At 58.6% G+C, this 24,964-nt stretch carries 40 protein-coding genes and 1 tRNA gene; 25 read left to right on the plus strand and 16 right to left on the minus strand.

What is annotated here, in order from left to right:
- Positions 1–57 precede the first annotated feature (57 nt).
- The 5 genes from AC1HFW_RS32450 to rnhA all read right to left on the minus strand — a co-directional run bounded on the left by AC1HFW_RS32450 (position 58) and on the right by rnhA (position 2,554).
- Positions 58–519, minus strand: coding sequence for a hypothetical protein (locus tag AC1HFW_RS32450; RefSeq protein WP_479286827.1), 462 nt, complete (start codon positions 517–519; stop codon positions 58–60).
- Between the two features lie 14 nt (positions 520–533).
- A complete protein-coding gene (locus AC1HFW_RS32455; protein ID WP_479286829.1) occupies positions 534–902 on the minus strand; it encodes a hypothetical protein in 369 nt (122 codons plus the stop codon).
- 54 nt (positions 903–956) lie between these two features.
- Positions 957–1,379, minus strand: a complete 423-nt coding sequence (locus AC1HFW_RS32460; RefSeq protein ID WP_479286831.1) for a hypothetical protein — start codon at positions 1,377–1,379, stop codon at positions 957–959.
- 9 nt (positions 1,380–1,388) lie between these two features.
- Positions 1,389–1,820, minus strand: a complete 432-nt coding sequence (locus tag AC1HFW_RS32465; protein WP_156350206.1) for a hypothetical protein — start codon at positions 1,818–1,820, stop codon at positions 1,389–1,391.
- Between the two features lie 107 nt (positions 1,821–1,927).
- Positions 1,928–2,554: a ribonuclease HI gene (gene rnhA / locus AC1HFW_RS32470; RefSeq protein ID WP_082404597.1), complete on the minus strand. Its 627-nt coding sequence runs from the start codon at positions 2,552–2,554 to the stop codon at positions 1,928–1,930.
- A gap of 88 nt (positions 2,555–2,642) precedes the next feature.
- On the opposite strand from rnhA, the gene AC1HFW_RS32475 reads away from it, so the two are divergent.
- Positions 2,643–3,698 (plus strand): hypothetical protein, encoded by a 1,056-nt coding sequence (locus AC1HFW_RS32475; protein WP_479286833.1) that lies wholly within the window; start codon positions 2,643–2,645, stop codon positions 3,696–3,698.
- A 1,070-nt stretch (positions 3,699–4,768) separates the two neighbouring features.
- Here the strand turns inward: AC1HFW_RS32475 and AC1HFW_RS32480 are convergent.
- The 4 genes from AC1HFW_RS32480 to AC1HFW_RS32495 form a co-directional block, all read right to left on the minus strand.
- Positions 4,769–5,461: a GNAT family N-acetyltransferase gene (locus AC1HFW_RS32480; protein WP_156350208.1), complete on the minus strand. Its 693-nt coding sequence runs from the start codon at positions 5,459–5,461 to the stop codon at positions 4,769–4,771.
- Positions 5,461–6,201, minus strand: coding sequence for a hypothetical protein (locus tag AC1HFW_RS32485; protein ID WP_479286835.1), 741 nt, complete (start codon positions 6,199–6,201; stop codon positions 5,461–5,463). The genes AC1HFW_RS32480 and AC1HFW_RS32485 overlap by 1 nt, the downstream gene beginning before the upstream one ends.
- 771 nt (positions 6,202–6,972) lie before the next feature.
- Positions 6,973–7,350, minus strand: a complete 378-nt coding sequence (locus AC1HFW_RS32490; protein WP_479286836.1) for a hypothetical protein — start codon at positions 7,348–7,350, stop codon at positions 6,973–6,975.
- Positions 7,347–7,661 (minus strand): hypothetical protein, encoded by a 315-nt coding sequence (locus AC1HFW_RS32495; RefSeq protein ID WP_479286838.1) that lies wholly within the window; start codon positions 7,659–7,661, stop codon positions 7,347–7,349. Before AC1HFW_RS32495 ends, AC1HFW_RS32490 begins: the two co-directional genes overlap by 4 nt.
- A gap of 175 nt (positions 7,662–7,836) precedes the next feature.
- Between AC1HFW_RS32495 and AC1HFW_RS32500 the strand changes: the two genes are divergently transcribed.
- The 4 genes from AC1HFW_RS32500 to AC1HFW_RS32515 all read left to right on the plus strand — a co-directional run bounded on the left by AC1HFW_RS32500 (position 7,837) and on the right by AC1HFW_RS32515 (position 9,525).
- On the plus strand, positions 7,837–8,046 hold the full coding sequence (locus AC1HFW_RS32500) for a hypothetical protein (RefSeq protein WP_479286839.1): 210 nt from the start codon (positions 7,837–7,839) through the stop codon (positions 8,044–8,046).
- On the plus strand, positions 8,046–8,615 hold the full coding sequence (locus tag AC1HFW_RS32505) for a hypothetical protein (RefSeq protein WP_054432535.1): 570 nt from the start codon (positions 8,046–8,048) through the stop codon (positions 8,613–8,615). Before AC1HFW_RS32500 ends, AC1HFW_RS32505 begins: the two co-directional genes overlap by 1 nt.
- Before the next feature lie 66 nt (positions 8,616–8,681).
- The gene (locus AC1HFW_RS32510; RefSeq protein ID WP_156350211.1) at positions 8,682–8,945 is read left to right on the plus strand and encodes a hypothetical protein; all 264 of its coding nucleotides are present in this window, start codon (positions 8,682–8,684) and stop codon (positions 8,943–8,945) included.
- On the plus strand, positions 8,935–9,525 hold the full coding sequence (locus tag AC1HFW_RS32515; RefSeq protein ID WP_054432536.1) for a helix-turn-helix domain-containing protein: 591 nt from the start codon (positions 8,935–8,937) through the stop codon (positions 9,523–9,525). Before AC1HFW_RS32510 ends, AC1HFW_RS32515 begins: the two co-directional genes overlap by 11 nt.
- Positions 9,526–9,583: 58 nt before the next feature.
- On the opposite strand, the gene AC1HFW_RS32520 is transcribed toward AC1HFW_RS32515, so the two are convergent.
- Positions 9,584–10,198 carry a hypothetical protein gene (locus tag AC1HFW_RS32520; RefSeq protein ID WP_479286842.1) on the minus strand — a complete coding sequence of 205 codons (615 nt, stop codon included), beginning with the start codon at positions 10,196–10,198 and terminating at the stop codon, positions 9,584–9,586.
- A 119-nt stretch (positions 10,199–10,317) separates the two neighbouring features.
- Here AC1HFW_RS32520 and AC1HFW_RS32525 point away from each other — a divergent pair, with 119 nt between their 5' ends.
- The 9 genes from AC1HFW_RS32525 (at position 10,318) to AC1HFW_RS32565 (ending at position 15,307) form a co-directional block, all read left to right on the plus strand.
- Positions 10,318–10,575: a hypothetical protein gene (locus AC1HFW_RS32525; protein WP_054432537.1), complete on the plus strand. Its 258-nt coding sequence runs from the start codon at positions 10,318–10,320 to the stop codon at positions 10,573–10,575.
- A gap of 23 nt (positions 10,576–10,598) precedes the next feature.
- Positions 10,599–10,907, plus strand: coding sequence for a hypothetical protein (locus tag AC1HFW_RS32530; RefSeq protein ID WP_479286844.1), 309 nt, complete (start codon positions 10,599–10,601; stop codon positions 10,905–10,907).
- A 271-nt stretch (positions 10,908–11,178) separates the two neighbouring features.
- Complete coding sequence (locus tag AC1HFW_RS32535; RefSeq protein WP_479286846.1) at positions 11,179–11,583, plus strand: hypothetical protein; 405 nt, start codon at positions 11,179–11,181, stop codon at positions 11,581–11,583.
- Between the two features lie 289 nt (positions 11,584–11,872).
- Positions 11,873–12,598, plus strand: coding sequence for a zinc ribbon domain-containing protein (locus AC1HFW_RS32540; protein ID WP_479286848.1), 726 nt, complete (start codon positions 11,873–11,875; stop codon positions 12,596–12,598).
- 11 nt (positions 12,599–12,609) lie between these two features.
- Positions 12,610–12,759: a hypothetical protein gene (locus AC1HFW_RS32545; RefSeq protein WP_156350221.1), complete on the plus strand. Its 150-nt coding sequence runs from the start codon at positions 12,610–12,612 to the stop codon at positions 12,757–12,759.
- 31 nt (positions 12,760–12,790) lie between these two features.
- A complete protein-coding gene (locus AC1HFW_RS32550) occupies positions 12,791–13,720 on the plus strand; it encodes a TAXI family TRAP transporter solute-binding subunit (protein WP_054432539.1) in 930 nt (309 codons plus the stop codon).
- Between the two features lie 66 nt (positions 13,721–13,786).
- Entirely contained in the window at positions 13,787–14,266 is a 480-nt protein-coding gene (locus AC1HFW_RS32555; RefSeq protein ID WP_054432540.1) for a hypothetical protein, read from the plus strand.
- The gene (locus AC1HFW_RS32560; protein ID WP_479286850.1) at positions 14,226–14,828 is read left to right on the plus strand and encodes a hypothetical protein; all 603 of its coding nucleotides are present in this window, start codon (positions 14,226–14,228) and stop codon (positions 14,826–14,828) included. Before AC1HFW_RS32555 ends, AC1HFW_RS32560 begins: the two co-directional genes overlap by 41 nt.
- Before the next feature lie 26 nt (positions 14,829–14,854).
- Entirely contained in the window at positions 14,855–15,307 is a 453-nt protein-coding gene (locus AC1HFW_RS32565; RefSeq protein WP_156350224.1) for a hypothetical protein, read from the plus strand.
- Here the strand turns inward: AC1HFW_RS32565 and AC1HFW_RS32570 are convergent.
- The gene (locus AC1HFW_RS32570) at positions 15,304–15,720 is read right to left on the minus strand and encodes a hypothetical protein (RefSeq protein ID WP_479286852.1); all 417 of its coding nucleotides are present in this window, start codon (positions 15,718–15,720) and stop codon (positions 15,304–15,306) included. The genes AC1HFW_RS32565 and AC1HFW_RS32570 overlap by 4 nt on opposite strands.
- 62 nt (positions 15,721–15,782) lie before the next feature.
- Positions 15,783–16,355, minus strand: a complete 573-nt coding sequence (locus AC1HFW_RS32575) for a hypothetical protein (protein WP_479286853.1) — start codon at positions 16,353–16,355, stop codon at positions 15,783–15,785.
- 115 nt (positions 16,356–16,470) lie between these two features.
- On the opposite strand from AC1HFW_RS32575, the gene AC1HFW_RS32580 reads away from it, so the two are divergent.
- A complete protein-coding gene (locus tag AC1HFW_RS32580; RefSeq protein WP_479286854.1) occupies positions 16,471–16,926 on the plus strand; it encodes a hypothetical protein in 456 nt (151 codons plus the stop codon).
- Between the two features lie 51 nt (positions 16,927–16,977).
- On the opposite strand, the gene AC1HFW_RS32585 is transcribed toward AC1HFW_RS32580, so the two are convergent.
- Together AC1HFW_RS32585 and AC1HFW_RS32590 are read right to left on the minus strand one after the other, a co-directional pair.
- Positions 16,978–17,286, minus strand: a complete 309-nt coding sequence (locus AC1HFW_RS32585; protein ID WP_156350226.1) for a hypothetical protein — start codon at positions 17,284–17,286, stop codon at positions 16,978–16,980.
- Between the two features lie 70 nt (positions 17,287–17,356).
- Entirely contained in the window at positions 17,357–17,719 is a 363-nt protein-coding gene (locus AC1HFW_RS32590) for a helix-turn-helix domain-containing protein (RefSeq protein WP_479286856.1), read from the minus strand.
- Positions 17,720–17,856: 137 nt separating this feature from the next.
- Between AC1HFW_RS32590 and AC1HFW_RS32595 the strand changes: the two genes are divergently transcribed.
- The 7 genes from AC1HFW_RS32595 to AC1HFW_RS32625 all read left to right on the plus strand — a co-directional run bounded on the left by AC1HFW_RS32595 (position 17,857) and on the right by AC1HFW_RS32625 (position 22,051).
- The gene (locus tag AC1HFW_RS32595) at positions 17,857–18,366 is read left to right on the plus strand and encodes a hypothetical protein (RefSeq protein ID WP_479286858.1); all 510 of its coding nucleotides are present in this window, start codon (positions 17,857–17,859) and stop codon (positions 18,364–18,366) included.
- Positions 18,363–19,472 (plus strand): hypothetical protein, encoded by a 1,110-nt coding sequence (locus AC1HFW_RS32600; protein ID WP_054432547.1) that lies wholly within the window; start codon positions 18,363–18,365, stop codon positions 19,470–19,472. The genes AC1HFW_RS32595 and AC1HFW_RS32600 overlap by 4 nt, the downstream gene beginning before the upstream one ends.
- A gap of 524 nt (positions 19,473–19,996) precedes the next feature.
- Positions 19,997–20,488 (plus strand): DUF6884 domain-containing protein, encoded by a 492-nt coding sequence (locus AC1HFW_RS32605; RefSeq protein WP_479286859.1) that lies wholly within the window; start codon positions 19,997–19,999, stop codon positions 20,486–20,488.
- Between the two features lie 52 nt (positions 20,489–20,540).
- Complete coding sequence (locus tag AC1HFW_RS32610; RefSeq protein ID WP_479286861.1) at positions 20,541–21,062, plus strand: hypothetical protein; 522 nt, start codon at positions 20,541–20,543, stop codon at positions 21,060–21,062.
- A 76-nt stretch (positions 21,063–21,138) separates the two neighbouring features.
- Entirely contained in the window at positions 21,139–21,405 is a 267-nt protein-coding gene (locus tag AC1HFW_RS32615; protein WP_054432550.1) for a hypothetical protein, read from the plus strand.
- A complete protein-coding gene (locus AC1HFW_RS32620) occupies positions 21,405–21,686 on the plus strand; it encodes a hypothetical protein (RefSeq protein WP_479286862.1) in 282 nt (93 codons plus the stop codon). Before AC1HFW_RS32615 ends, AC1HFW_RS32620 begins: the two co-directional genes overlap by 1 nt.
- Before the next feature lie 277 nt (positions 21,687–21,963).
- Positions 21,964–22,051: transfer RNA gene (locus tag AC1HFW_RS32625), tRNA-Ser, on the plus strand.
- Positions 22,052–22,135: 84 nt separating this feature from the next.
- Here the strand turns inward: AC1HFW_RS32625 and AC1HFW_RS32630 are convergent.
- Entirely contained in the window at positions 22,136–22,411 is a 276-nt protein-coding gene (locus tag AC1HFW_RS32630) for a hypothetical protein (protein WP_479286864.1), read from the minus strand.
- A gap of 131 nt (positions 22,412–22,542) precedes the next feature.
- The gene (locus AC1HFW_RS32635; protein WP_054432554.1) at positions 22,543–22,941 is read right to left on the minus strand and encodes a hypothetical protein; all 399 of its coding nucleotides are present in this window, start codon (positions 22,939–22,941) and stop codon (positions 22,543–22,545) included.
- Between the two features lie 124 nt (positions 22,942–23,065).
- On the opposite strand from AC1HFW_RS32635, the gene AC1HFW_RS32640 reads away from it, so the two are divergent.
- The 3 genes from AC1HFW_RS32640 (at position 23,066) to AC1HFW_RS32650 (ending at position 24,940) form a co-directional block, all read left to right on the plus strand.
- Positions 23,066–23,566 carry a hypothetical protein gene (locus tag AC1HFW_RS32640; protein WP_479286866.1) on the plus strand — a complete coding sequence of 167 codons (501 nt, stop codon included), beginning with the start codon at positions 23,066–23,068 and terminating at the stop codon, positions 23,564–23,566.
- Positions 23,567–24,043: 477 nt separating this feature from the next.
- On the plus strand, positions 24,044–24,340 hold the full coding sequence (locus AC1HFW_RS32645) for a hypothetical protein (protein ID WP_479286868.1): 297 nt from the start codon (positions 24,044–24,046) through the stop codon (positions 24,338–24,340).
- A 231-nt stretch (positions 24,341–24,571) separates the two neighbouring features.
- The gene (locus tag AC1HFW_RS32650; RefSeq protein WP_479286870.1) at positions 24,572–24,940 is read left to right on the plus strand and encodes a hypothetical protein; all 369 of its coding nucleotides are present in this window, start codon (positions 24,572–24,574) and stop codon (positions 24,938–24,940) included.
- Positions 24,941–24,964 lie beyond the last annotated feature (24 nt).

The following is a 24,964-nucleotide window of genomic DNA, read 5'->3' on the forward strand; positions in this document are numbered from 1 at the left end:
ACGCGTTCTACAAAGGCAAAAGGCCGCTAATGCGGCCTTTTCACTCAACAATCGAATTCAGTTCGTCGGACGGCTCCGCCGGGCGAGAACTTGTTGATTCACGGTTTCAACGTGCTCCCGATGTTGCGCAACCAGAAGCGCGGCCAAGTCAAAATGGTTGACCCAGCACCAGTTGCTTTCCGCCAGCACAGGGGCCATTGTTGGCTGGGTGCCGGTGCGGCGCGGGATCGTAGAGAGCAGCTCCGCGAAGGCCGGCCCATAGCTGTGGCGCTCCATCTGGTTGATCCGCGCACCAAAAATCGCCACCTCGCCGCGCGCATCGATAGAGGTGGGACGTTCGATGGTGAAACCGTGCATGCCAGCCAACGCGACGATGCCGTCGATCAAAAGCCGCTCGCGCGCATTCGCGTGTGGCACGGACGCCACCTGCCCCGACTTGAATGCTTCTTCAGCTGCAGCAAGCTCTTCCATTGCAATCACGAACTGCGCGGTATGGCCGGCGACCGTGGGTTGGGTCATTATGCTGTCCTCTTTCAAGCCGGCTGCTGTCGGCGAAATCCATGGAAAACGGCTTCTTCAGGCACCAGGCCCACATCGTCGAGCAGATCCGCCTTTGGGCGCAACGCTGTGGCGAAATGCTCCATGACGCCTCGCGTTTCACCATCCCTGCCCACTTGTGCCGAATAGTGCTGAAAGACGCGCGTCGCGTGAACGGCGGCTTTCAACGGGGGTTCCAAGACGATGTAGTCCAGGTCCATGATGACATGGTGCCCGAACTTCGAGATGAGGTCGTGGAACGGTGTATCCAACCCTCGATGTGGATCGAACACCCAGGGCTGCTCCCGAGGCAAATCCCGCATTGGAGTCTGCAACATGGGGGGGGCGGAAATCGGGGTGTTCATGACACGACACCTAGCAAAATAACCTAGGGATTATACATACAGGAATTCAGCCAATCAGCGCCGAACGTATCGATACTCGGCACATGCCGCTTCGTCCACTTCGGCATCTGCCGCCGGCGCCACACCCCCTTCGATGACAGAAATAACCAAGCTGTTGTCGAGCAGGGTCGATGCGACGAAGCGCGGCATCAGATCTTCCGAGCACAGGAAATTGCCGTGGCGTAGCACCGGGTTAGTCGGCTGTGTGACCTGATAGAGCGTCGTCACACCCCAACGCTTAATTTCCTTCAGCTGCAGGCGAGCGCCGCCCTCGAATTGGATCACCTTGCCGTCGAATGCCAACGGCCCGGTGATGGATTCGGCAGTGGTGCTCACGGGTACCCAGGTAAGCGCCTGGCCAGCGGCCGAAGCGCTCGTCACAGCAGCTGCGGTCAGAACCAGTCCGGCGATTGTGCGATTGATAATGGATCGAGTCATTCTTACCTCTCAGTGGAGCGTGGCGCCACGCTGGCCAGTACGCGCGCGGCAATAGATCAGCGGCTGGCCGAAATAGACGAAATCACCCTCGCTACCGACTTTCTCGCCCATCAACAATTTGGCCATTCCTGCATGTGCCTCGTCGAGCGAGGCGAAAACCTCAGGGACTCGCGCATCCAGGTTGGCGTGGCGAATCAGTATCTGGTTCGGATTCGTCAAATCGATCCAGTAGCTGGGGTGTGCAACGCCCCAGACAGAGGCAGCTTCGAAGGCGCTCGCTACAGAGCTGCGAATGAGCGACACCACAGAAGGACGCTGTTCATCCAAGTGGTCATGATCCCGCCGGCGCAACAGATGGGAGAGCTTCATCGGAAGAAAGGTTGAGCCCTGACTCATCGTCGGCTGATGATTTTGCTGTGCGGCGGGGATGGTGCAGTTCACTCGCTTTGCTTGGTTCGACATTGTTGGGGTCACGCGCTACAAAACTTCGATGAACCATCCTAGCAAACGGGATTGCGTCGATTCAATGGGGTGTGGACTGTAGCAAGCTAGCCCCGCAGACGTTCACGCACACGCACAATCTTTCCGTTTGCTTCGCCGAGAGCCAAGCGAACCGCTGCGGCTAATTGCGCGTCGCTCCACCCGGCGCACAGGTCAACGGGCCCCTTTTTCGGCTTGGCGGCTCCGTCTGGCGCCTCCGGCATCGGATCATCGGGTCGGAGAAACAATTGCGTGCCTTCTTGCGTTCGGGCTGCTGCCTTTGCCAGCTGATCCGCCAGCTCGTTGTTTTCATGCCCTGCATGACCACGCACCCATGTCCATCGCACCTGTAGCTCGCGCATGGCCGCATCCAGCTCCATCCACAAGTCTACGTTCTTGACCTCTCCCCCTTCCCGCGTACGCCAGCCGTTCCTCTTCCAGCCTGGCAACCATTCTGTAGCGCCCCTCAGCACGTACTGACTGTCGACAAACAGATCTACGACGCCCGTCTCCCCTTCCAATGCGCGCAATCCGTTGATGGCCGCGGAGAGTTCCATGCGGTTGTTTGTCGTGTCCGAGTGAGGCTGCGCGATGTGCATGCGGGCTCCATCGGGGTAGATGATAACGGCGGCCCAGGCCCCGGGACCGCCAGGATTCTTCAGGCACGAGCCGTCACAAAAGACCTGAACCGGCATGACAGTATTCCTCAATTGAAGCGATAATTCATGCTAACAAATTGGACATTTGAAAATCAAAGCGCACCGAGCGCGAAAAGGACTTCCTATGGGCGGCAATGCACTCTCTGTACCGACCACCCGGCTTCCCGCTGCCCAGTATGGCGAGTTGGCCAAAGCAATCAGCGCCCGCTTTCCCGCCCGGGCGGCGGTGATCCCGTCGTATCGTGACAAGGCCGACTTCGGCGACATGGATGTGCTGGTGGCAGGTGGTCCCGGATATGACCCCGCAGCATGGGCAGCAGCGCTCGCCGGTGAAGATCTCGTTCCCAACGAATTCGTCAGGAACGGCGACGTCACCAGCTTTGGAATGCGACAGCCGGGCGGCGTGTTCCAAGTCGACTTGATCAAGGTTCCAGCCGAGTCCTTCGATTTTGCCTACCGGTACTTCGCCCTCAATGACATGGGTAACCTCCTCGGGCGCGTTGCTCACAAAGCCGGATTGAAGCTCGGTCATCTGGGTCTGCTCTTCACCCTACGCGAGGGCCAACACGGAGAACATGTGATCGCAGAACTTCCCGTCACCCGAGACTGGGGGGAAGCGCTCTCAATGTTGGGCTATGACGCTGCGGCGTACGAACGGGGCTTGTCTGGTGAATTCCGCAACCTGGAAGACATTTTCCAGTACGTGATCACCAGCCCGTTCTTCCATCCGGACATCTACAAGCTGGAGAATCGCAACAACGTCTCGCGCACCCGAGATCGCAAACGCCCCACGTACAATGCATTCCTCAAATGGCTCGATGATGAAGGCCGGGTCACGCCGTCGTTCTCTTGGGCGGCCAAAACGGAAATCCGCGCGCAATTTTTGCAGGAGGCGAAGCGGCTATTCCCCGCATTTGATGCGGCGCTAATCGCCGCGCGCCTGCGCCATGAGCGTGACCAATCCGTGCGTCGGAAGGTCAATGGGCGACTCATCCAGGAACTCACAGGACTGGAGGGTAAGGCTCTGGGCCAATTGATCGCAAACCTCAAAGGCGCACACGCCACCCCCGAGGACTATGCGGACTGGGTGCTCTCCGCAAGCGATGCTCAGATCCGCTCTGTGGTGATGGAACTCGCATACTCCGTCGAGCAAACGCCGCGTCCGCGCCCGAGGGGGTGAGCGCTCGACATTGCCGGCGGGATCTCCATGATCCAATCCCCGCCGGCCATCTTTCCGCTTTCCAAGAAAGGGATTCCTGATGCCTTACAAAGAATTCACCCAAGGTTGCTTCGTCGATGAAGACGGCATTGTCCGAGACATCGCGGCGCCAGGCCCATGCCTTACCTGCATCGTCTCGGGCAATGTCGTCGACCTTTGCGGACCGCTCGTAGAAGGCGACGGACGGGAGGTAATCGGCTCCTTCACTTTCTACCCCTCCCTCGATGCACTTGCAGCTGCTGGATTCCGACCAGGTCCTGATGGGCATGCGGTCGAAATCGAAGCGGTCGCGAACACTTCGGTACGTCCTCGCGGATAGGTTCCGCGTGATCAGCAGCGACGAGCCGGCCCATGCCGGCTTGAGTTCGCGCGCCCCCGTCGGTATGATGGCAGCGCGCCGGCAGCTAGCCCCTTTCCGCCTCCGCTCATACCGAGCACGGAAGACCTGCCATCCCCCTTCTTTCTGCCAATCTTCATCGGGCCGTCGACGGGTAACGGAGGCACTTGTCGTAATTGTGCGGCCCTGACTCCACGGAGATTAGGCAATGTCCACTATTACCCTTTCGACTAGTTCGCGCACCGCCATGGCGCGCAAGCTGACCCAGTCACTTGCTGAGCTTGGACATCGAGTCCCTCATGCTCAGGCCACCCGCGTTATCGCTAGCGTGCTCGACTCCAATGAACATGCTTTGGCGGCCGCGCTTAAATCTTCCTCCGCGCCACCAAGCACAGGACCTCATAAATGCTCCGTAGACGGGTGCGCGGCCGCGGCGAACTTCGAAGTCCGCTTGTTCGACATCTATCTGCACAGCGCCCCCGAGGTATTTGACGACGTCGACTACACGTGCCCTTACCTTTGTGCCGATCACATGAGGCAGAACGAGAGCCAAGCGCAAGGCGAACGCCGCCCCAGAGGTTCTGTTGCCTACCCATATACGAACCGGCATCGAGCGCAAGGGTTCACGATTTACCGGCCGCTGGCCGGCTTGGGGACTTAGCACTCGTGAGGCGGCGCAGTGCAGCATCCGCGGCTACGCGGCGCGGATGCGCTCAACCGTAGACTGCGCCGCGCTATCTGGCTGCCGAACATCGAGCAGATCCACGATGTCGGCCGGCTCGACCTCTTTGCGCACCCATGAACCGAGACGGCTGACCGTAGGACCGAGGGGCGCCTCAAAGCCAATATAGGTCACGGGCCCCTCCTCGAGCTCAGCAACGAATGACCCGCTGGGATTTGAAGACAGGCCCAGCCGCGCTGCCACACCCACGGCCCGGGCGTTCGTCTGGCGGGTCGTCACTGACACAAAATCAAGCTCATGGCCACAGCAGCCGTACGCGTGCTCTAGCAGCAATGCGGCCATGGCTGTGGCAATCCCCTTTCCCTCATCCTGCGGGCAGAGGAAGAACCCCAGGTTGAGGCCGACACGATCATCCGCCTTTTTCCTGACCCTGTAGACCACCGCGGCCGCCTGGCTCTCCATTACTTCGCGGCCGGCAGGCCGTGCCTGAACCTGCCAGCTTCCGCCGATCGATCTCCAGGGTAGGTTCCGCTGCAAATCCGGCTCGAGCCGGAGAATGTCGCGATATCTGGTATCCGCCCCTGCTTCACGCGAAACGTTGTATAGGCTGAAGCCGCCGGCACCTCGGCCCACCGACAGCCGGTATCCGGAGGACTTGTGTGACCAGTGGGCTACTGGATCGGCTCGAGGCACGAGCAATTCCATCAAGCGGCCATCCGTGGGCGCCGCGCGCCCTCGTCAATTGGTACTGAATGCCATACCCGCTCAGGAATGCCGAGCAGCAACTCGTCGTCGTCGAGCACAAAGGAGGGGCTCACGATCTTGCATTCAAACGAACCGACCTGGTCAGGGAAGATGGCCATCCTCGGTGCGATGTGCATGAATTCCTTGAGATCATCATCGTAGTAAACGCCGACGATCTCCGGGATATGCTGCCTTACCACGTCCTGGACGAAGAACTGGAGGATGAAACCATCTGCTTTCTGCAGTCGTGCATCCCCTTGCATGGCGCGCTGGGCTCCTGCACTCGAGAGGATGGGCTGGCGCGGCACGTGTTTGATGGATCCTCCCTCCCCCAGCTCCGCTTCTGCCGCCTCTTTCGTCCAGCAAAGAAAGGTCATCGGCTCGTCTGTGTCAGCGTTTTCGACGGTGACCTCATAGAGTTCGACGTACTCGATCAATCCCTGCTGTTCAGCCCAGCGCCGTACGTGTTGCCACGTATCTTCTGTCACGGCAAGCGCGTCGACGAACAATGCGTCAGCACGTGTCATCTCCCACCAGGGAAGGCCGCCCAACTTGAGGATGTAATTCCAAGTCTCCGGGCACAGCGAGGCGGATAGGCAGTCACCCTCTTGGGACGTGGCATGCCTTGACCCTCGGTCCTCTCGCTGCAACGAGCCGATGTGATAGATCGAAGGCAAATTAAGGCATGGCAATTCAATCATTTTTGAAATTCATCGGAATTGGTATTGAATAATCATACAGGGTTTTGGTAGCATGAATCATGATGAATAGACGAAGAAATTTTCGTCGACTTTTCGAGCGTTCCAGTAGCTTTCGCCGGCTTTCCATCTGAATCCGCTCGGATGTCATCGATAGGGGTGTCCCAATTAGGGACGCGAATTCTTAACCCGGGGCCAAGGCCCCGAAGAACTGCCAGATGGCAAGGAATGGTGTGACATGAAGCGATGTCGACGCTCTGCCAACGTAGAAATCTGAAGCATCCTCGGCGCCGGCCGGCGAGCGGCGGGTTCCGGTAACCCGCACGACTTGCCAAGAAAGTTTTCATCAACCGGGAGCCTCAAGGCCCCGAACTAGCTGCCCAATGGGCAAGGAAGGTGTGAAATGGTTCGATTCCGAAGTTGCCGCTCTCCCATCGAGAAGATCTGAAGCATCGGCGCCGGCCGGCGTGATGCGGGGGCTTTCCCTTCATCTCCTCTTCCCCGCACACGCTCAGCCAAGCAAGCAAGAGAAACGCCCCCATCGGGGGCGTTTTCATATGCGCGCAGATTGAGCGCACGCCACTTGACCTTACTGATCAAACGAGAGAAGATAAACGCGTGAAGTCGCCGAGTCTCAGTGCTTTGCGCAGCGCCGGTCTTCTTTCGAGATGACCGGCGTTTTTGTTTTCTGGTTCTCCAATCCAGGGTTTGAAGGGTGCGAGCGCGAAACCACCTTGCTAACGCACCCGCATCGCACCATTGCCGCGATGTTGCCTACCCATGTGAGGCCGAGCTGTTCTCAGGTGAGATAATCATCGCGCCATTACGTTCCCAGTCCTCAATCGAGCAAACTCCGATTGCCAAGCCGATTCGCATGGCAACCGTCGGCCGCCCTACCTTCCAAAGATAGGCCGCGGCGCCGGCGCACATCGCCTCGTGCCCAGAAGGTCGGTAGCCGTCTTCGGTCCATTCGCCACCCTTCTCGCAATGGACTGTGGCATGACACTGGAAGGTGCTGAGGTCATTTTCGATCAGCCCGGCGATGATCCCGTCCAGCCGGCCTGGCGCCAGGTCGATCGCTCCCTCCACTCTGAATGGACAGTTCCCGCACGGCTTCTTGAGCCGCAGGTGATGTTTCACTGGGATGGTCATCGCTTATCGCGCGGTTTCGCGGCCCTGGCGCCGACATCAGGCCGATTGCAGGGAAAGTCTGGACGGCGGGCGATGTAGCCTTTCGGTTCTTCGTCACCACAACGCAGCTTCATGTACTCACCCCAAGCAAGCTCGGCGTCCTTGAAGCAGAAGCGCTGTCCCCATCCCGTTTCACTCAGATCGATATAGATCGCTTTGGTGAACAGCAAATTGCCGATGCCGATGATCGTTCCGTCTTCGAGCGCGCGAACGTCCGTATAGGAGCCTTCCTCACGGATCCGGCTCAAGAGTTGGTTTTCAGTCTGAATCAAGATCCTCTCCCTCTGGCCGCCAAGCGGCATCGGCCCGCGGCTGTACTCAGCATAGCGAAAGGCCTTGGCGCAATTCAATGGGGTCTGAAGCCTTCTGGTCGGCCTTGATGCATTGAAGTCGGCTAGGTGGCTTTGCTAGGATGGTTCAACCTATATCCACACTTAGCCCCCTCTCATGGCAATCACGTCAAATAGCAGCGTTTCAATCGACGACTTCGAGAAGGAGGCTCGATCCGATCTCGACGCTTTCTTCGCGCACTGGCGAGCTCAGAATGCAAAAAACCCGGAGCAGTGGCCTCTTGTGTTCGGGGCTGATAATGCCGGCCTGTGGACCGAGATGCTTGTCGATTGGTTTACCAATGGCGCCCCCAAGGGTGAACGTTGATGTCCAACGTACGTAGCACGTCCAGTGCCCTGCAAAGCGCGATCGCCTTCCTTCGATCCATTGGACTCACCGTCACGGAGCGGGAAGGCGCAACGGGCTTCATCCCGCATATTCGCATCACAGCAGGCACGCTCGAGGTAGACCCAGCCTGCCCTGTCTCAAACCTCCTGCACGAAGCCGGCCATTGCGCTACGGTGCCTGAGCGTTATCGATCATTGCTAGATGGGAACATTTCTAGCGGCCAACAGCAGATGCTTGATCTGGCCATGAAAGAAGAGTGCGACCCCGACGGACCTCTCTACCGCGCGGTGGTGCAAGCTTCTGACCCGGAAGCTACCGCATGGGCCTGGGCGGCGGGCAAAGCCTTGGGCCTGGCGGACGAACTGATCATCATGGATGATGAATACGACGGCGATGGCGCCTTTGTTCGCCAGCAACTGCAGGCGAACGCTTATGTCGGTATCAACGGCTTGTCGCATGCGGGCTTCTGCGCGATTAACGAGCGTGTGGGCGCATTCCGCCAGTTGCCCGTCTACCCCGCCTTGAAATGGTGGCTCCAGCCGGCCTGACCTTATATTGACTCGATTGTGAGTCATTTGCTAGGATTGTGTATCGCAAACGAGACAGGAATTGTTGTGCTGACAGAACTTCAAAAGGAACACATCGCGAGGGTTGAGCCAGAGACGCGGGCTGAAATGGCTCGAGTGTTCGAAGAGGCGAGCGAAGTCGTGATCGTTTCACAGGACGAGGTCGGCGAAGCGCCACCCTTCGCGATCGCACTGCAAAGCGATCATTCGTTCTGGATCGACTGCTGCAGCACACCTGGCGTCGCATCAGATCGAGCGCGAGACCTGGGTTTGCGTGTCGTGCCTCTTGAAGGAAGCCGCCATGGCAACTAAGGACAACATTGAGGACGCCGCGTATGCTGTGCGGCATTCGCTGGCCACCCGTCTTTCCTCAATCCGGAAGGCCCGCGGCTTATCGCAGATTGAGTTGGCTAAGCGGGCCGGCGTCAGTCGAGCGGCGCTTGTCCGCGCAGAGGATCCAGACCAGGACCAGGATGTGACGGTGGCCACCTTGGTCAGGCTCGCGCTTGGATTGGGGCTAACCACGCGCCTGCTCGAGAAAGCCCCGATAGGCGAAGAGGCTGGCCAGTATGTGGTGCCGGCCGAGGATATCGTGCATCGCGGTGAGCGCTTCGAGCGCACCCGTCGAGAGCTTCATTGGCGTGATCGCGAGCGCGAGGCCGCCCTCGCAAATGACTGGGAAGAAGCGAACATGCATCGTCCCACCGGTGTGGCCCCCTACATGTCTGGGTTGGTCGAGAACCATACGCAAGCTCAGGCTTCCGCCGTTGCTACGGTCGTTCAATGGCTGGGGAGCGAGGTCGGATTTGCCTTTCTCAATGAAGCGCTGAAGAAGGCCGGCTACGAGATCGTGGACACGCGAGGGAATGCGGCACGGCGGCGAAAAGGCTGATCTTCAGAGGCTTGTCACTCAAAATCTTCGAGATTCGAGTGACAAGCTCCTTTGTTTCTCAGTTTGGAGCCGCAACTGGCCGGCCTGGATCGTCGCCTGCAGTAATGACGCGATGCACGTCCTGGAACTCTGTATCTGATGCTCGACACGAAAGCACAAGTCGCGGAATGCTGAGGATGCTCTCGAGCTTTTGTTTGTTCCAGGCTTCGAGGATCACTGGGTCGGCGGCCTCATCTACCCTTCTTCCGATGTCCGCAAGGACTTCACGTAGGCGCCCAATGCCGCAGGGAACGCAATCGTAATCCTGCGGGGGCGTCCAGGCAGGATCGTGGAGTAGGTTGTCGAGGCACGTCAAAGGAATCCGATAGGACTCAGCACATACCGGGAGATACGCCACCCTGCGAGCCAGCTCGAGGCGATCAACCGAAATGTCGGATAATCCACGCCCTTTCCTTGCTTGTCCCAGCATCAACTCCCAGGTGTGATCGATCTCTTGGCTGAGGAGATAAATCCCGTTCTCAGCGAGATGCAGTCGTTCCGAGCATGACGTCGAGATTGCACGACGGCTGGCACGAATGTGGATGCGCCGGCGAAGCCAAATCGACGCGCCGACGCACATCCATCCGACGCAGATGCCGGCCGCAGTAGAAGCAAGCCATGCCGCAAATGTCATAGTGGATTTCCAGAACAGAGTGGGTCTTGAAATTCATGTATCGGTTTTGATAGTCTAGTTCTGTTTTATTTATCCGACACCGATAATGTGCCGCATCTCGAGCGGATCGGGCCCCCAGCATGGACATCATCAAGCATCCGAACACGAATCAAACGTTGCCTGCGCCCCCCGACTGGAACGATGCGGACGGTCCATGCGAGCCGCTGCCCGTCATCTGTGAGGTGGACGGCCAGGGCCAAGGTTGGATGACCTCCTTTTGGCGCCCCAGCGACGAAGAGATCGAGAGGCTCCGCAACGGTGCCGCTATCGCTTTGACGGTGGCAGCCAACACCCCTGACGAACATCCTGTGGTCGGCATGGCCGTCCACACCATCTGAAGCTTCTGAAGAGCAAGCCCAACATGAACTATGTCACCTTCCGCGCGGCTTTGTTTTGCGTCGCGATGATTCCTCTCCATGTCAGCGCACAGGACGCTACGCCCTTGCGCACGACGTATTCGCCCATCGTGAAGGTCCAATCGGGGGCGGCGAATCAAACGGACAGCCTGCGGCCGGCGCGCGCCGCCCCGGAGCCAAGCTGCGAGCATCCCTCGTACAGGGTCGAGATGCCGCGTTTCAGCATCAATGGCATCGCCCTGGACTTGGGAACGGCAGCACGTCGAGCGAATGGGCCTGGCTGCGACCGTTCGGCCGCAGCAGGATCGAAATGACCACGCGCAGAAAACTGACAGGTCCCCCGCGGTTAGCGAAAGGGTCGGCAGTAAAGCTCAATCAGAGAGGGGTCGACTGCTACGGCAGCAAGTACGAGGGTGTCACGGGTACCGTGGCTGGCTACCGCATGGGCGCGCAAGACCCGTTCGTCGATTTTCCAAAGCACGGACGCTTCAAGGCGAGTCGGCTGTACGAAGTCTCCACTGAATACCTGGAGCGGATCGCCTCCAGCGCCCCCTCGGCGCACACATCCACGAGGACCTAGATTCCATGGAACACAATTCGACCGAAGAACAGGGTCTCAGCGAAGCTCTTCATGCAGCAAAGCTCGGATACGACTCCCTGGGGCGTCAAGCGCCCGAGGGTTGGATGCTCAATACGTGGGGCGTGTCAGTATCTCTCGCTGGACTTGCGTCGGCTGCCAGGCTCGTCGTAGAGATCCTTGCAGAGGCAGAGCCCGCCGATCGGGGCCCTGCCTGGTGCGCGCATGCGACCTCGGCGCTTCAAGCGTTCAACCTGGCCAAGAGCGAGTTGTTCGCCCACTGTTGCTCGAATCCCGCCTATAGCAAAGCCGGCGATCAGATCGACTTCACTGAAATCAATGATGCAGGCGAAGTGATTGCCTCATACCTGACACCGCCGGCGTCGTCTTGCGTGGCGCGCCCGGTAACATGACCACGGCCGCGCAGGTACCAAAGCCTCATTTCGATGACTGCGTGTTCTCCGCATTGCATCACGCTGTCACTCTTGCAAAAGACTTTCGAATCGAACGCGTTGAGGTCTTGAAGCGCCGGCTGCGTGAGCACGGGCATGCGGATGGCGCCATTGACGCTGCCATCCGGCTATGGGCAGAGCGCGTCGTAAAACATGGACCGAGTTGATCTGCTTAGGCTGGCAGACCCTTGAATTTCATTTGTCGGTTTTGCTAGTTTGTATCTACATTTCATAACCCTGAGGGGATTTCATGTTTGACACTGAAGCGAAGCGTCGGTGGCTAGCCCGGTTGGGCCTGGGCGCTGTATCCGTCGTGGTGTTCGGCCTTCTTGCGCCGTTCCTGTTCATGGCAGTCGGTGGCTTGGTAGCCGCAATCGTGTTCCTGGTCGTCGGGGGCGCTGCGATGGCGCTTGCTCCGGCCATGTCGATGAAGTTCGCCAATTGGCGAATCAAGGCTATTCAAGCCGAGGCTCGGCGCAATCCCATCCAGACCATGACTGCTGTTCTCATCCGGCGCCGGCAGGATCTGGGCAAGCAGAACGCCAAGATCGACAAATACGAAGCCGCCGTCCAGCTGTTTGAGTCCAAAGTCAAGTCCCTGAAGCGACAGTTCCCCGACGACCAGAAGGGGTTCGAAGAGCAGCTCGAGGGCATGAGGAAGCTTCTCGCTTTGCGCCGCGAACGTGCCCGAGATGCAAAAGCTCAACTCGCCGTCTTCGAAGCGGAAATCGACAAGCAGAAGGCACGGTACGAAGTCGCCATGGCCGCGCTGCAGGTCGAACGCCAGTCGAAGAACATCGATGACCAGGAAGTCTTCGACAAGATCAAGATCAACGAATCGTTCGACGCAGTGGAACTCGCGGTTGGTGAATCGTTCGCCCAGCTGTCCAGCGCGCTGGACGAGCTCAACTACAACCCGTCCAAGGGGCAGCGCCTGCAGGTCAAGCAGCCTGAGCCCGTGGTCATCGACGTCTGAAGGAGATTCCGATGCGCTACTACCTCATCTCCGCGGCGTTGATCCTCGGCGTTGCCCTCGTTGGCTACCTTGCCACCGCCGATAACACGCCTGAAACGCCGTCCAAATCCACCCCTGCGAAGAAGCGCTCGAGCGACTCGTTCAAGAACTTCTCGATGTAGTCCCCCCACTTTTCTGACAGGAGATTTTTCCATGCATCAACGCACTTCGCTCACCCGATTCTTCGCGCAAGCCCTGGCCGCGGCCGCCCTCATCTCTGCGGCCGGCGTGGCCCAGGCTCAGCAACTGAAGGTCGCCACCGGTGGCCCCAAGGGCACCTATTCCCAGATGTTCACGGAAATCGCTTCTGTGTGTCAGACCAGCCTGAATCTGGTCGAGCAGAACACGTCCGGGTCGGTCGAGAACATCGATCTGCTTGTGGGGAACAAGATCAACGCCGCCGTTGTCCAGACCGACGTCCTGAAGTATCGCGCCAAGGATGAAAGCCAGATCGCCAACAACGTGAAAACGCTGATCGCTCTGCACCCCGAAGAAGTTCACCTGGTGACACGAGCCGATGGCCGCAAAGAAGGCGGCTTCATGGGCCTGGGCGCCAAGCGCGTGATTCTGAACGACTTCAATGACCTGCAAGGTCGCACGGTCGCGGCCGTCGGCGGTTCGATCATCACGGCCAAGGTGCTGGCAGCGAATTCGGGCGTCAACTTCAACGTCGACGAAAGCTACGCGAACAATGCCGACGCACTGGCCGCGCTTCAAGAGAGCAAGGTGGACGCGGTGGTGATGGTCATGGGCGCGCCGGCGGCGAGCATCAGCCAGCTCGACGGAGCTTACAAGCTTCTGCCCGTCAGTGGCGCCACGGCCGAGAAACTCACGTCGATCTATGACCCGGTCAAGCTGACCTACTCGAACCTCTCGGATTCGAGCGGTGTGCCGGCCCTGTCCGTCCAGGCGCTGTTCGTTACGCGCGACTATAAGACCGAATCGATGGTGTCCGGCCTGAATGCGCTGCGCAGCTGCGTTGTCAGCAAGATCGATGAGCTGAAGGAAACGATCGGAACGCATCCGAAGTGGCAGCAGGTGGATCCGCAATCGACGGGCAAGTGGGTCGCATACTCCCGTTAATCATCGCCAGCTCTTACCTGGGCGGAGGCTCCTCCGCCCGCAAGCATTTCTGACGGAATCCCACGCATGTTCAACGATTTCTCCTCGCAGCTATCTCTGGGGCTCCATGCAGTCTTCTTTGCGCTGCTGGTTGTCGGGCTGAACCACGCATTAACGCGGTTTACGGAATTCCTTTGGATCTGGATCTGGCTCGCGGCGGCCATCTTTTATGGGCTGCATCAATGGGAGGAGCGGACGGTTCTAAACAAACCAGTGCCAACCGGAGCAGTCCTCGAATTCTCCGAATTGGTCCAGGGCACGCCGGAGTGGGATAGCTTTGCCACGATCCTGGCAAATGGCGATATGAAGTATCGCGATCTTGTCAGGATCCAAAAAGCCAGAGAGGAGCGCCTTGAAGCTGAGAAAGCTGTGGCGCGCGGCAAGAAGGATCAAGAGCGCGCAGCGCAACGCGATGCCGATATGAAAGATCTTCGGTCACGTGCGGTGGAGCACCTGCAAGCCACGAATGGCGATCTTCAAGAAGGGTCCAAGCGCGATGGGGAATGAAAATCCGGCCTATTTTCTGCTTTCTACAGCCGGCAGATGCGTAAGGATCTCCAGTACTAACCAGGCGGGCGCGCAAGGCGTTGTCAATCTGTATGAGCGAAACGCCCAGTCGATATTCCGAGAGCTACGTTCGGCTGCAAGCAGGCCGGGTTCGTACCTGCAATGGCTCGATGATCCATATCCGGCAGACAACGAGGCGACTCTTTTACGCGTAGACGATCTCGAGGACAAGGATTATGGTCAGCTGCGCCTGGCGCTGAGCTGCCATCCATCCGATGGCGAGCTCCAACTCGGCGCACCGGATCAAGAGCAAAAGCAGCTGCAGGAGTTCTTGGGACTCGAAACTCAGGTCATGCAATTGCTGCATGCCTGCAGGCCAGATGAGGCCGCACGCCAAGCTGCTGCTGATCGCGCCCGAGCACTCCTCTCGCGCTCCACTGACCGCACCTTCTTTCCCACCGACGGCTACTGCTTTCGGTGTGCTGAGGACGTCACCGAAACGACATCCGACGTATCCGGCATGACGGGATGCCCTGTGTGCAACGTTTCTTGGTGCGACTGACTGACTTACTGACTGACTGTTCCTTCATGCCATCCACACCCCTCTCTTACGTGCTGCTCTTCACCTTCGCAAGCTTGCTCGTGAGCTCGCTAATTTTATTGGGGGCGCGGCTCAAAAAACTTTTCTTTACGACAATCGCACTGAGTGCAGTAGCCCTTTGCGGACATCGATGGGAAGAATCTAGAGCGGCAGACACCCCCCTTCCCAACACATATCTCACCACAGTTATTCAATCTACAACTGGCACACCTGAATGGGATGAGTTGGCTATCATTCTCGCTGACCGGCACCCTACGTTTCGCGACCTGAAAAGGCTGGGCGAACTTCGGGAGGCGGGCGAGAAGCGTCGCCGCGCAGAAAGGGAAGCTGCTCGTGAAGAAGACGCTAAAGGTTTTGTCGACATGGCGCGTGAGCAAGCTCAAAAAGGACTGACACCACGCCTGCCGGCGGATGATTTAGCGGACAGCGAGACGCATTAACAACGTGGCCGGGAACGGTCCACGGTCTCCACCTCTCGGCATTCACCTGTGATTTGAGCGAATCGCTCAAACACTTGATCAGCTGCATAAACCACCATGCCGGAGTCGTTGCCGATCTCATTCATGGTGGTGATGCGCTTGGTCCCAGCCGAGGTCGTCACGAGTGCCAGATAAGGGCCATACAGGAACGCACGCGGAATTGCAGCTGCTGCAACCTGGTCCTGCAGCACGTCGAGAAGCAACTCGCGATCTCTGAAGAACGACCCGCCCAAGAGATTTTCCATGCCGTCCATCAGCGCATGGATCTGTTCCAGCGTTAGCCCCTTAACGTTCACCGCCATAGGCGGACCCAAAGGGAAAACGTAGCGTTGCGGCGAGTCGATTTCAGGGGCATGCCGGAGAGGATCGGTCATCTTGGTTCCTGGGGATGCAGCACGAAAAAAAAGCGGGCTGCAGTGGTAGGTTTGCTGCGGACTTAGGGGCGCGGGCGAGCCGGTGAGACTGCATCCTGCTCATCTTCCGGATAATCCACGTCGCCCGCTGCCGCAGCGATTCGCTCGGCAATCTCACTGAACAGCGGGTGATCGAGCAGTACGAGCGGGACTGAGATCGGCTCGGACGTTGCGTAGCTGGATTGCGCCGCGCTCTGCCGGAAGTCTAACGCGTCGGATTCCGTGGTGAATGTTTTGGAGTAGAGTTCATCGCTACTTCCTCCTTCTTGGATCACCAGGAAGCCCACGGGCTCATCTTTGCCAGAGAACTCCATTCCCACGCCTGATTCCGGTTGGTCCTCATCCAGTTCAGACAAGGCGTCCTCAGGATCGGTATTGGTCAGCCGCTGCTGCGCATCGCACGCCATGCGCCAGCACACCTGCGCTCGCGGATCAGCGCTCAGGTGAAACTTGAACCCATCCACCGCCACTTCCCGCCCGTAGAACGTTCGCGCCAATTCCGCCGCGAGTTCTTCGGTCTGATCCACGATCTGTTTGGCGCTTCGCACCGGCACCGAGTGGTGCTCTACGATCTCAGCGGCGTCGAAGTCTGACATGGCATTTCCCTATGTGTGAAAGCCTAATTTTACGAATGGTTCTAGTGGGTCGCAATCGACATAAATAGCGTTTCGCGCTCTAATTGTGCGTCTATATGCTGCGCCAGGCGCCAACATGAACCCACAAATACCGACCCGTCTCTTTCATGGCACTTCCCTGGCCTTCGCACGTGACATCGAGGCGCGCGGGATCGATCTGAGTAAGGTGTCGGCCGGGTACTTTGGCGTGGGCTTTTACACCGCAGAGGAGCTCGACCTGGCCAAGCGCAACTACGCTGATTTCGCCGACGAAGATGGAGGTGCCATCCTCGAATTCAGCTTGGCCGAGCATGCTCGGATCCTAGACCTTCGAACTCCAGAAGGCTTCGCGGAATACCAGCGCGTGACAGACAACGGGCGGCTCAGCCTCTCGCGTCCCGATTATGCCGCCGTGATGACGCGTGCCGGTGTGGACGGGCTGTACGACAATAGCTTCGAGGGAGTTGTTATCTACAACCCCTCCGTACTGACGCTCCATCTTGTCCACGTCGAAGATGACAAGCCTGCGTCGCTATCGCGGCCGCGGCTCTGAGCGGCACCCATAAACGATCCCACTCGCTTTGGCCAGAGGGCAAAAGCTCAGCTAAGCCGACATCGTCGTGTCGGCAAACCGCTCGAGATTCATGCGGCAGAGGCTGCGTCGCGCGTCGCGGATGAACGTCCGGGCCCAGGCTTCGTCGTTATTCCACCAACGGATCACCTCGAAAGCGGCATTGGCATCGGGCGCACGCCCCACCGCCAGCATTTCCGCGGCGATGCATGGAAAGCGAGGATCGTCCTTGGTGAGTTGGTCTTTCGGACACAGCCGCGAGTAGACAGACAGGAGTGGCTTCACTCCCTTGAAATCGTCAAAAGCGATCTTGGCGGTGTCCGGCTTTGCTGCTGGCTTCATGAACAGCATCTCCTGATGATAAAAGAAGGGTGTTTGGCGGCTGAGTGGGTTCTCAACCATGCCGAGCGGCCTACACTCGAACGCTGGCGGCCTTCGCCAGTTTCATTTCAATGTAGTCTTCGATGTCTGCTTTGATCCTATGGGGCAATGACGCAAACTGCGCTTCCGTCACGCGATTAAACGGCCATGGCGGGGCCAAACTACCCCCGGTGTCCCCCACGGCTTTCGGCCCCTCGCCGTCGGCCAGCCACCGCGCGCTGACGCCGAAAAGGTGTGCTAATCGGGGCGTGTATCTCGAAGCTGGGAAGGCGCCGCCTTCCAGTTGGGAAAGTGTCGATTGCGCAATGCCCACCTTTTTCGATACCTGCTTTTGGGTCAGGTTCGATGACTGGCGCGATTCCTTTAGGCGTTCACCAAAGGTCTGAGATTTCATGAGGGAGGTCTGTCGGCGTCATGTGTAGTCCCCTCTACTGTATCGAGACTGCTTCAGAAATTTCAACCGACATGCCCACTTGAACTTCAATGGTAGGTTTTGCTACCTTACTTTGAACTTTATTTATTGAGAATTTCATGTCTGCGAATGTTGAACATTCACTACTCTCCGCCGGTGACAGTGAAGAGGTCTGCAAGGCGTTTCTGGCAGGGATCAGCGAAGCTGACGCATCGGATCCCAGTGCGGTTGCATGGTATGGCCGTGCGGCGCACCTGCTCGCTACGGTGGTTGATGTCTCGACAGTCTTCCACGGCAAGGGCCTCTTCGAGCAACGAGCTGACCTTCTCCGAGCTCTTCTCCCTTTGCCAGCCCTCGAGGCCCAATATCTGGTCTTCCACCACATGTTCGCCGGCCGTCATCCTAACTCGTGGCCACGGGGCGCCGCGGCGCTCCATCGATATTTCTCGACCTACCTTCCGAATTACTACCTCGATCGGCTCATCGGCGAAGGCGTTGGCAAGAGCACCTCCATCGCTCAAGAGCAGCATCTCTTCCGAGAACAGCTAGTGCGTGCCTACCTGGCGTCGGAGCCAGCGGAACTAGGGCCTGAGCTGGGAAGCAGCCACGCTTGCGAGCTGCTGCTATGACCAAGCGCGCCACATTCGACATGCTGTCCCGAGCGAGCACATTGCGCCCTTTCATCCCATTATCTGCGGTGGCGGCCTTCGCGGTCGCATGTATCAGCTGGAGTCTTGCCCTCCAGATGCTGCCCGTCGACCCGCGAGCCGTGACGTGGATTAGTCTGACTACCAACTTCGCCTTGGCAATGGTTCCCTTGTTCTGCCTCAGCATGTTCGTGGCAATGTTGACTTCCCGCGTCCAGCCGCTGTATGCCCTTTCGCGCGCAATTTGCGGCGGATTGACCGTAGGAATGCTATTCGGCCTTGCGGCCATGTTCATGAACACTTTCGGAGATCGGATTTTTCAGTTCCTGGACGGATCGCCTGATGTGGCCATGTGCATTGCGCTTGCTCTTTTCGGTGGCTTCGCCTGGAAATGCGGGGTAGACGCAGCCCGCGTGGACGCGGCCTTTAGCGGGCCGGCTGAAGCTGCCAGTTACCAGGAGGCCTACATGCGGCCCTCTTCCAATGACGTCAGACGCATCGCCGCCCATGAAGCTAGCCATGTAGTGCTATACGCCGCATTGGGCGAAAACCTGCCCGATCTGCTGGTGACGCTCCGCGATGCTCCGGACTCCACTGGTTCGTTGGGTTCGGTAACAATGGTGGCCCCTACAGACCGTCTGCCGCAGGTTGGCTTTGTCGAATGGCAAATGCTCGTCTTCTTGGCCGGCGCCGAGGGCGAAAGACTGCTGGAGGGCAGCTATTCCCTGGGCGCCGCAGAAGACAAGCAGCGCTGGCTTGGCCTGGCGAAACCTTACCTCTCGGCCTTCCATGGCCCGGAGGTTTACTACCAGAACAGCGATAACCCTGCTGAGGTGCAAAGCAACGCCGCAGCGCTTTCCGCGCTCCACAGCGCGCAGGTCCGCCAGGTTCAAGCGTTCCTCCACACCAACTTGCAAGTGATGAAGGACATCGCAGGCCTCCTGCAAGAACAAAAAACACTTGACCGAGAGGATCTTCTTCCGCACCTACGGAGGGTGGCAATTCCTGCGGACTTCCCGTTGCCCGTCCAAGAAGACCGCCTCTTTCCGGGGGCGAGACAATCCAACGTCGAGGTCCGTTGTGGATAGGCCGATCCTTATCCTTGTGCATCCCGGATCCCTTTGCGGATCTGCCAACTGCAACCTTGGAGCTTCTGAAGCCCGAGCAACGCGTGATGCTGTTGCGACAACGCTTCAGTCGTGGAACGGCGATGTTCTCGTGTTGTTCGGAGATCTGTGCGAAGAACTGGACTGCTATCCACAGTTTCAGAAGGCTATCGATGCAGCCGTGGCTCGTTCGCATGCGACAGGTGGTAGAGGGCTCGCAATTTACGCCCCCGATCCCGACCATCCAGAGATTGCCTTGAAGCAGTTGAACGAATGGGGAGTTGTCGCAGGCGCTCCGCTGCGCCTTACGGGCGCATGGTTCGATCCCACCGATGCATCTGGCTGCATCAACAGCACACGCGAGGAGCTAGGCGGCGCTGGCTTCAACGATGTCGAAGTTTTGGAGTGCGCCGCCCGGCTATCTCCCTGGGTTGTGGAGCCAGAAGAGGTAGAACCGACGCCACCGCGTTCTCGCACCAAGCACAACGGCCGATAGGAACCTAGGAATGGCCAATGCCCACAAACCTCGCCTCGGCCCACTGGGGAATGACTGCACGAATGCCCGGCCCACAGGCGCATTGACGCTGGCGAGTTGTTGCGGTCCAAAACTCGATCGCATTGCTCCAGCCCGCGAGCTCTACCGCTCGCCGATGTTTCAGAAGTCTGCACGATGGGCTGAGCTCAAGGGAGATGACTGGCTCGTACTTTCAGCGCATCATGGGCTGATCGGACCAGAGGACATGGTCGAACCATATGATCAGACGCTCAAAGCGATGACGAAGGCCCAGCGCGATGCCTGGGCCCGGCATGTCGCAGCACAACTTTGGTCCTGGGCCACCGATCGGAACGTGACCTCGCTTCACGTCACGCTCCTCGCCGGCGCCGCCTATGCCGCATGGATCCCTCTAACGCATGACCTGGCTCGGGTCGTTCAACCCCTCCAAGGAATGTCGGTCGGGTATCGACTCAAATGGCTTACCGAGCAGTTAGCCATTTAAGGCCCCCTACCGGGGCCCCTACCACAACCAGATGCACTGAATAGGAATGAACATGGGTTTTCCTCAAAAGGGCGTGCTTTCAGAGACGCGAGTGCTCCAAATCTGTCAGTCGTTCAATCCCGGTAGCGACGTCGACCTGGCTCACGCGATCGAACAGGAGACCATTGCGGCACTCCAGATGCAGATGCAGTGCTTGGCGGAAATGGCTCGAAAGATTGCGGAATGCCAGGATCTTTCCGACGTACGTGATATGGCCGCTCGGTTGATTGAACAGCTCACGGTCGGGCCCAAGGGACGGTCCGAGCGAGACGCCGCCCATGGCAACGCGTCCAGTGCCTTGCGGGATGACCTACGCGATCAAATGATTGCCCTCAAAGCGGGCGCCGGGCCCGTCGAGCTTCCCGCGGTGGCGAGGCTTTACTACACCGGGAGCAGCGCGCGACGGTACCGGCGCGCCAGTACACGCAACGGCCCGGGAGAGCCGCTCTGCTTCGTGTCGACAGCGGATTCAGCACTTCGTCGAAAGGATGCGTACATCCGGTGGCTTGAACAAGTGCTTCACGAGCGTGGTTAATTCGAGCAGGCCCACCATATTGAATATCGCCCTACGGCTTTGCTAGGATGAATTCACCATTCCTAGAGGACACGAAATGACGTTCGAACAACAACTTGATGTTGAGCCCACCGCCGAAATTCTCGACAAGATTGCAGAGGTCCTCTTCGAAGCGTCCGCGAACGTCGCAAAGTACGCTGTGCAGCTGCGCGAAACGAAAGATCTCGAACTGGCGACGCAAGCCATGCACGATGTTGCCCAACTGCACTCCAAAATGCGTCTGGATCTGTTGGTTGCGCGACCGCTGCGGCAGTACCAATATGCGGCCCGCGGGATGGAAAAGCGCCTGGAAGGTGATCAGTGATGCGCCGCAACCTCGTCCCCGGAAAGAACGTGGATATCCTCGATGTTCAAGCCGGCCTGCGTGAGCTTGAAGCCGCCGGCTACACCGACCCGTTTACCGTAGAGGTCATCAGGTACGCCCTCCGACGTTGGAGCCGTGGAGAGGAAGAGCAGGCTCAGCGCGGCGCTATCGACCGTTCGTTCCATGGCATCGATCTCACCAGCTGGATGCGCGTGCTGGCGGCCGCTCGAGCTGCTGCACAAGGCTGGGCGCCGGTCACTCTACAGGAACAAGCTGCGTGAAGGTCACTTTTCGTGTGCTCCGGCTTTCCGATCTGCGGCCCGGCGTGATCGTTCATATGCAGGACGGCCGGCGCGCCAGGATCTTGGATACGCCGGCGGGAAAGCCTCTACGTGCCGAGCCCATTAGCGACGATGGGGCGGTGTGCGGCGGGGCGTTTGACTTGTATGCCATCCACGTAGATCGAATCGAGCGAGTCGCTTAGTTCCGCCCCAAAATCCCATTCTGGTTCGTATTGCCTTGAACTGTCCAACAGCTGCTTGATAGGATGCGTTTGTAGGCGGGGTGGCAGAGCGGTCGATTGCACCGGTCTTGAAAACCGGCAACGGGAAACCGTTCGTGAGTTCGAATCTCACCCCCGCCGCCAGCCTCCTTACTAGGCTAAGCGCCCCAAAAGTGCCATCAAGTTGGTGATTCGAAGTTCAACGGCACTTTCTCAAGATCGCTCCCATCATTCCCCACTTGGGGCGGCGCCCTGCTGATTCTGATTGCGAATCTGAGCCGCTTCGGCCATGTTCAGCATGGCTCGAAGTTTCGCGCAGGCCGACGCGCTTCCGGTCTCCGACTCACAGATTGAGATTGCAGCCTGCAGGGTGCAGATCATCATTTCCAGGCTTGAGATTTTCTCCAGCGCGGCCGGCGTTAGGACCAGATACGACGCACCGACTGTGTCGCCTACAACCGGTCTAATTCGATCCAGGACGGTGGTCTCGGCGGCGATGGCCACGGCCATGCCTAGGCTGGGAGCGTCCCAGCCGTATGGGTGGATTCGGGCACATTCCTCCATCGAGCGCCTTACAATCACTTCTCGCTCGGCGAGAGAGAGAATTGCCTCAGGCAAAGGTCGAGGCTGCGACATCAATGATCCTTTTCCAGGGCGCTGGAAGCGGCATCCATCGCCAAGGGTGACCCCGACACATGAGCCGCCAGGTCGAGTACTCGATCGATCCTGTGACGCACGGAATCGCTCAGGTAGTCTTGCTGGCGGATTTGCTCGAGCATCTGCAAGGGCGTCGGCATCTTAAGCTCGCCTTCGAGTACCTCTGCCTGAATGGGTTCGCGAAAGCAATTCAGCAAGGCGGCCACCGCGCGCAGCCGCACTGCCAGGGTGCGATCACGGTCAAACGCAGCTTTCGCGTCCGGTTCCAACGACCAGTCGGGACCCGACGCGGATTGCCGCGTGCTACTTAGTTGAAGCTCTCGGGCATACGCATCCAGTGAATCCGCTGCCTCGATCAATGCTGCCACGTCAATCATTCAAGTCGCCTTTAAAGGAAGTCATCAGACACCTTAACAAATCGGTTTGAACAAATTCCATAGGACTTGAACTTTTATATTCGCTTTTGGTAGTCTGAATCACTCATTATCTACCGAGACATCAATGCCGAAACATACCATTGTGGAATCGGCCTCCAATCTTCAGGGAGAGACACTGACGGTTGAAGGCTTACTCCGTGCTCATCAAGATGCACTCGCGTACCTTCGCACCCTCGCCCACTTCGGAGGCAATCTGCAGCAGGCCCGAGCGCTCGCAGAGAAGGGATTCAACGCAATCGCTGCCGTCGGGGCCGGCGCGCACGAGGGGGTTGGTGATGCCGGCATTGCTGAAGCGCTTCGGGCCCTGGCAATGACTTCCCATGAGGCGGCCAACCTACCTGCGGATGATCGAGGGGTCGCGCTGCATGACCTCGCCAAGCAACTGCTTCGTCTCGCACACGGCGCACCGTTATCGTCCCCAATCTCAGTCATCCAGGCCGCGGTGAATAGCGTTGAGCGCCCCGACAAGCTGACCGATAAGCAGTGGGAGTGGGTTAAGGCTGGAGCGCGCCTAGTTGTCGGCCGCGTCAACGAAATTTGTTCCAAAGAAGGCGTTGTTCGCTAGATGACGGCGCCGATCGAGCCCGTTCAGTTCGTTCACGGTCCGAACGTCGTGGACATTGGAGATCTACGGGTGGCCCGCGGCAGGTCGCGAAGGGCTCCATCAATCTGTCGGCACCTGAACCTAGTCTTCGACACCGCAGAGCGTCGAATCTACTGCTTGGACTGCCAATCGGACGTTGAGGCCTTTGACGCATTTATGCAGATGGTGGATCGGCACCACCACCTCGAAGAGAAAGCCGCGCGGGTGCAAAGCGATGCCGCTCACGTGGTCGTCGCTCGAGCGGCCAAGGTACTGGACCAAGCGTGGCGCAACCGATCCACGGTCCCGGCGTGCCCACACTGCAAAACAGCGATCCTTGCTGAAGACGTCGCCGATGGACTTCCCGTCTTGCCCAAAGCCCTCGAACTTCGGCGTCGAGCAAAGCGTACTACCCAGCCGGACCCTCTCTCCTCGAGTCAAACCAACCGCTACTAGATCATGGCTACCTTCAAGCGCAATCATGATAAACACACGACAGCTGCCGAAGCTGAGAGCAACATCCTTTCGGCGCTCACCAAAGCAGGCGCCGATAAGCCTCACCTGTGCTTTTCCCTATCTCAGCTTGGCTACAACGCCTTCCCCGGCTACGATTTTCGCGCTCCACAGGGTGCCGCGTTCTCTGTGGCGAGGATCGTAAAAGGCATGGAGGAGCGAGGGTTGCTGGGCTACCACTGCGACGATTTCCGACGCGGTTACTACCTGCGCACGCACAGCACCGTTGCTGCTGCCGAATAACTTTCACGGGACCGGCATGTCTATCGCATCAACCTGGCAAGTGCTACTGGGATTGAAGACATTGACGCTGGCGTAGCTGCTCGACCACGGCCTCGGTAGGCCCACCGGCCGCAGCCTGAGTTCGTTATGGTCGTATCGCTATTCTTGGCGAAATCGGCGTTGGTAACTCGCCAATCAACTTTCTCTCATTGCGCCAGATAGGCGGATTGAGTTCAAAAGCAGGATTAAGCAATGCATAACGTGCAGCGCATTCTTCAGCGCGCAGACGGGTCCGAAGTGCGCATCTCGGCTAACCCATTCTTGGGGCTTGGCGCAAAAGTGAACGTCGACGTCTTCGTGCATTTCCGCTCCAATCCCTCGGAGCCGTGGCAACTGGCCAGCGATCGCCCACATCCCGATTGGCGCACCATGTCCAGAGACGATTACATCAAGCACGGTCGCTCCCAGAAGCTTCAACTGGTCTCCCACGGAGAGATCTTCTCGGTTTCCAATGAAGCGCTGGCCGGCGACGAACCGCCATTCATCGTGAAGGATGCACCAGGCTCGTCCGATGTGATTCGAGATGCAGTGCGCCGGGGCAGTTTGCCGCGACCGCGCTAACCTGGCCGCGAAGCGCAGCAACAC

Source organism: Achromobacter sp. ISS7 (assembly GCF_056523125.1).